This window comes from Agrobacterium sp. Ap1 (genome assembly GCF_017313375.1).
GTDB lineage: Bacteria > Pseudomonadota > Alphaproteobacteria > Rhizobiales > Rhizobiaceae > Neorhizobium > Neorhizobium cellulosilyticum.
This window is the reverse complement of sequence record NZ_JAFLMY010000054.1, coordinates 1-3,622: the sequence shown is the minus strand read 5'-3', so window position 1 is coordinate 3,622 and position 3,622 is coordinate 1. Positions and strand designations below refer to the sequence as shown.

General features: G+C 54.0%; 4 protein-coding genes. 2 read left to right on the top strand and 2 right to left on the bottom strand.

Annotation, left to right across the window (positions count from 1 at the left end; all coding sequences use genetic code 11):
- Together JZX87_RS30820 and JZX87_RS30815 are read left to right on the top strand one after the other, a co-directional pair.
- Window positions 1-185 (top strand): hypothetical protein (locus JZX87_RS30820; protein WP_206829627.1); only part of this gene is annotated, 185 nt, incomplete at its 5' end.
- A gap of 11 nt (window positions 186-196) precedes the next feature.
- Window positions 197-811, top strand: coding sequence for a hypothetical protein (locus tag JZX87_RS30815; protein WP_206829626.1), 615 nt, complete (start codon window positions 197-199; stop codon window positions 809-811).
- Window positions 812-1,555: 744 nt separating this feature from the next.
- Here the strand turns inward: JZX87_RS30815 and JZX87_RS30810 are convergent.
- Window positions 1,556-2,590 (bottom strand): IS110 family RNA-guided transposase, encoded by a 1,035-nt coding sequence (locus JZX87_RS30810; protein WP_206829625.1) that lies wholly within the window; start codon window positions 2,588-2,590, stop codon window positions 1,556-1,558.
- A 389-nt stretch (window positions 2,591-2,979) separates the two neighbouring features.
- A partial coding sequence (locus JZX87_RS30805) for a hypothetical protein (RefSeq protein WP_206829624.1) occupies window positions 2,980-3,622 on the bottom strand: 643 nt, incomplete at its 5' end.

Here is a 3,622-nt window from a genome sequence, read left to right as displayed (position 1 = left end):
GATATAGCCTGACATTGCCACCTCCGATCGACGAAGATGATTCTACATCAGGACCGGGTTTTCACACAGCCTCGGCCGAAGGCCGTCTTCCGCTTCGCGCCAGAAGCGGTCATGTAACTGGCGCGCCACAAGCGCCTTCGCTTGAATATTTGATACTGCGTTTTATGGTCGCTCATCCAATGTGATGAGAGCATCGATGCGAAAGAAAGATTTTTCCACGCTAGGTCGGAAACTGCTGGATCGCCTTCATGGCTACCATGTAAAGGGAGCGCTCATACTAGCCGAGCCGACAGGCCCCATACTGCGCGGAATAGCCTTTGACGGTTCGAGTCATAGCAAAACGTCGTTTTACATGCACGTTTTCTTCCAGCCACTCTGCGTCCCTGCGGAACACATACACTTTACCTTCGGTTTCCGTATAACTGATACCGCTGGGATGGATGGCTGGGAGTCTGCCCGTCCAAACTTACTTGCTGACATCTCGAAATCGCTCTCCAAGCAAGCTCTTCCGTTCCTACAGAAGGTAGTGACCCTTGATGGGGCGGCTGAGACATTGGATGCGATGAGATCGAACAACACGCAAGTAAAAGAAGCTAGCGCGTTCTGCCGAATCTTAACTGGAGACACAGCGATGGCATTGAAGCAACTTGAGAAGATCACAGGATTCAATCGAGAAATTGAATGGCAGGATCAACAGGCCTCTCGCATCGAGTGGATGATTCAGATGCTTCGAGCTGATCCTGAAGCGGCAAAGCACCAACTACTCACTTGGCAGACGGAAACGGCATCGACACTAGGTGTGACCCGATGACCGCTTCGGGCTAAGAGTGGACCCCGCTCCCTAACATCCAATGCAAGCTACAGCCACGTAAGCAAAGACAGCATCGAGATCAGGACAGCGCCATTAAGCCAAAACAGCCTATTTGTCTTCCTGTAAGCACGACGAAGTTCATCCGAGCACCGCGGATGATCGACCTCGATGTAGCTCCACCCTGACTTCCCCCAATTAGGGACTCCAAGGCGATCCGCTTCCTTTTTCTGTAAGAAATTCGTCCAAGATAGGTAGGCACACGCAACGCAGATGACGAACATTAGCGCAATGAAGGGGTATCTGATCACGAATACTTCCTGAGACGGACGATCAATTTGACGCGTATGCAGCACTATCGCATTGCACTCACGAAATCAGCCCACATAACCTATGCAAATAAGCAGGCTCCTTAAGCGTGCGCAAGATCAGACGACGCCGCCCGCCCTGACATCCTTCGGAAGATCGACGGCCGCTTTGCGCCATGTGTGGACGGCTCCGGTTTGGCAAGAGTTTTGTCGACTTTTTGCACGTTGCTGGTCGGAGCTGCCATGTGTCCGGCCTTTGGATGCGGCACAGAACGAGGCCGCTGGCCATAATGCTCTCCGCGGATTGGGTCCCGGTCAAAAGCCCGCGCTCGAAGCGCCTGGCGCAAAATGGGTTGTCCCTTTCCTTGGGCCGACTGGCGTAGGTGCGTTATAAGTCTCCTGCTCTTACCAACGACGTTCACGGCACATGCGCCGTGTATCAATTTCCGGCGGTGACCGGCACTATTCTATAGGGTTCATTCCGGCTCATGATTGCCCATGCAACCCGTGCCATTTTGTTGGCGAGCGCTACTGCGGCGACCTTCGTTGATCGGCGTTCCATCAATGAGACCAGCCAAGGATGGCGGGTATAGCCCAATAGCTTGGCTCGCTTGATCACCGCCATCGCGCCAACCACCAATAATTGCCGTAGATATCGGTTCCCAGCCTTGCTGATCCCGCCGAGTTTCTCCTTGCCGCCACTGGAGTTCTGTTTCGGGACTAGGCCAATCCAGGCACTCAGATCGCGACCGGAACGGAAGACGCCGGGGTCGGGAACGCTGGCAGCCAGTGCGGTTGCTACCAATGGACCAACACCTGGAATGCCTTCGAGCTTACGGCTGAGATCATGGGCGCGGTGCCACTTCATGATCTGCCGATCCAGTTCCAGTATTCGCTGCTTCAAGAGATCGACCTGGTCGGCCAAGGCGGCAAGACATGAACATGCTTCGGCTGGTATCTCAGGTTTCTCACCCTTGCGAATGAGATTGAGAAGCTCAATCAGCCCGTTACGACCGATCCCCGCAACAATACCGAACTCGGCGAGGTGGGCACGGACAGCGTTGATGGTCATCGTGCGCTGGCGAATAAACAGCATGCGGGTCCGATGAAGCATCAGGATCGATTGCTGATCGGCTGTCTTGATCGGAACAAAGCGCATGTTCGGCCGTGTCACGGCTTCGCATATCGCCTCAGCATCCGCCGCATCGTTTTTGTTGCGTTTGACGTAAGGCTTCACATAGCGCGGCGGCATAAGCCGCACTCGGTGCCCGAGTTTCTCCAGCTCACGACCCCAGTGATGCGCGGTTGCGCAAGCTTCTATACCAACAAGACAGGGGGTGAGGTTCGCAAAAAACTGAACGACGTAGCGGCGCTTCAATTGTCGGCGGACGAGGACCGCGCCGGTTGCGGAAATGGCGTGAACCTGGAACACCGACTTAGCAATGTCGACTCCAATCGTGGTAATCTCTTCCATGGATGGCTCCTCCCATGCGGTTCCTAACAGCACCGCGAATATGGCACATCGCGATGCCGGCGGAGGAGCCGTCCACAGCATCAGAAGCGGACATGGCTAAGGAAACAGAGCCAACAAATAAATTATCCGCCAGCCCAACAGGCCCAGACACAATCCAACAATTGCCCCTACGAGGGCGAACATCAGCGCTCCAAATATTTCCGCGCTTCCAAAGCCAAGCACACCGCCGAAAATCAGCCCTAGTATGCTGAGCAAGATCGTTGTCACCTGTTGTACCCTGACCATAAGTATCACCCCGGTGTAGCGACGCGTGTATTCAATGGCGGCTCTGGGCCGATGTCCTTCTTCCGCTTCGCGCCGAAAGCAGGCGTTGATGCAAAGGCCTTGCTTTAAATTTGTTCTGGATTTTCTGCGGCGAATTCCCGTATGAAACGTTCCGGATCACGGACATATCGCGCCGCGTTTGAACGCATGACTGCCCGAATGAGTGAAGTCCCATTAGGTCGGACAATTGCTCCGTCTCGCGTTACCAACACGCATGCTGTATCCTGCGCGAGTGAGCAAATTTGCGCTACAAGCGGCATAGAAAGGTTGGTAACGTCCAAACGAAATTGCACCCCTTCAATACCGGGCTCTCCAAGGACAACTTGCACATCGTTTGTCTTCTCATCACCCCATATACGCAAGCTCGGGCTCCAAGATGTCTTCTCAGGCATCATTGAGTTCAATCGCTCAAACAGATGCATTATTGTGGGACCTGAAAAGTCTGGATTTACAGCCTCAAGCTGCGCTCGCGTCATTCGTACGGCAACCGCCCCATTAATGACTGCGGCCGACGACGGCATTAGATCAAAAGCGAATTGCCAAATTGCCATGTCGAAATCATTATTGCCTGATGCGGTTTTTGCAACCTGTATCATGACCGCAAAGGGCCGACCGTCGCCATGGCCCGAAAGCGCCAACAGCGGACGTTCGCTATCTACTTCCATCTGCAAAGAAATGAGCCTTGGTGATTTTGAAGCCGATCGGCTT